This window comes from Prevotella sp. HMSC073D09 (genome assembly GCF_001814145.1).
Classification (GTDB): Bacteria; Bacteroidota; Bacteroidia; order Bacteroidales; family Bacteroidaceae; genus Prevotella; species Prevotella conceptionensis.
Genome location: NZ_KV815055.1, coordinates 522 through 2096 on the forward strand (window position 1 = coordinate 522; position 1575 = coordinate 2096).

2 protein-coding genes are annotated in these 1575 nt (G+C 52.1%); both read right to left on the minus strand.

All coding sequences use genetic code 11. From position 1 onward, the window contains the following. Nucleotides 1-799 (minus strand): contractile injection system protein, VgrG/Pvc8 family (locus tag HMPREF2955_RS02910; RefSeq protein WP_246830053.1); only part of this gene is annotated, 799 nt, incomplete at its 3' end. A gap of 500 nt (nt 800-1299) precedes the next feature. Continuing rightward, nucleotides 1300-1575 (minus strand): hypothetical protein (locus tag HMPREF2955_RS16465; protein WP_210401267.1); only part of this gene is annotated, 276 nt, incomplete at its 5' end.

The following is a 1575-nucleotide window of genomic DNA, read 5'->3' on the forward strand; positions in this document are numbered from 1 at the left end:
ACATCTCCATCTCCAGCATGTAGTGCACGCGCGAGTGCGCATACTGCAAGGCCGGTTCCTTGAACATCTCCATCGAGGCCTGGAAGGCCCTGCTGCCTAGCCGGTCGAGCCCTGAGGGCTTGTTCGGCGTGTTTTCAGCCATGCTGTGGTCGTGTTTCGACAGGTAGGAGAACACCCGGGCGGGCCGGGCCAGCGTCTGCACGCCAGTCTCGAACGAGGTGAGCGTCGTGTCGAACTCCAGTTTCACGGCCTTGGGTTTCCTCGGCATCCCGAAAACCAGCTTGGCGCCGTCGTAGTACAGCCACTCCTGGTACTTCTTGGCCAGCCGCCGGATGAACGTGAAGTCCGATTCCCGGTATTGGCAGACGTACCCCACGGACTTGTCGTGTTCGGGCTCCACCTGCGCCTGCACGCCCGCCTTGGCGCACAGCTCCCTGACTATCTCGCCCAACGTGCGCCCGAGCCACGAGTGGCAGCTCTCGCCGTTCTCCAGCAGGTAGGTGGTGGAATAGCCCGACACGCGTACCTCTCCGCCGTCCAGGTTCTCCCGGCAGGCGTTCACCTTCGTGACGACCCCGACGAACAGGAACGATTTCGCCTCCCTTCTCTTGATTTGTATGCGCTTGCCTAGCCATTCCGTACCGTCTTCCAGGGCCTTGGCCGCCACCTCGAAGTCCAAGGCGAGCTCAAAGCGGTGATGGTCGTTGATGGGTTGGTGCAGCCTGAGCGACTTGAACGAGAAAAGGGGCTTGCCGCCGATGCTCACGGCGATGTCGTTGTTGGGTGTCCACAGGTTCATAGGCGTTGTTTTTGAGGTTTCTATTATTGTTGGAAATTAAAGCCGGAGACTCGCAATTAAGTTGTCTCCGAAAGCCAAAGTTAGTAAAACAAATCCAAAAAGGCAACAAATTAAGGGGGCTAACATTTTTCCTTTAACGATATTTAAACCTGGGAATTGTCAACTCGCCAACCCAAACTTGTCGCCTCGTTAACCCGAAGTTGTCGCCTCACCAACCCAAATCTGTCAACTCACCAACCCAAATCTGTCAACTTTTCGGCACGGATTTTAACATTATGAGTGCCTTTTTTGCCCACCAACCGCCCACCTTGCCGCAAAAAATCGATTCTCGCGGAGGTTTGTTTTGTGCAAAAAGGGGGCAGTTGTGCATGCAGGCGAAATGAATTTTTATTTAAACCGACCGCCACTACCACCCGTTTTTGGGTGATTTGTAGTAAAATGAAGTGCGTTTTGGTGCTAAACGCAGTGTGTTTTGGTACAAAATGCAGTGCGTTTTGATGCTAAATGCAGTGCGTTTTGGTGCTAAATGCAGTGCGTTTTGGTGCTAAATGCAAGGCGAAATGGTGCAAAACGCAGTGTAAAATGCTGCTAAATGCGGGGCGAAAAGCATAAAAATACACTACGATTGCATAAACAAAACCCTTTCGAACCATGAAAAACAGGGCTGAAAAGGGCGAAATCGTCGTTAAAAAGTGGGGTTTTAGGGGTAAAAGGCAGGTAATTGGGCTTGAAAAATTATGAGTTGGCGACCAAAATAGAAAGGCAAAATGGTGCAA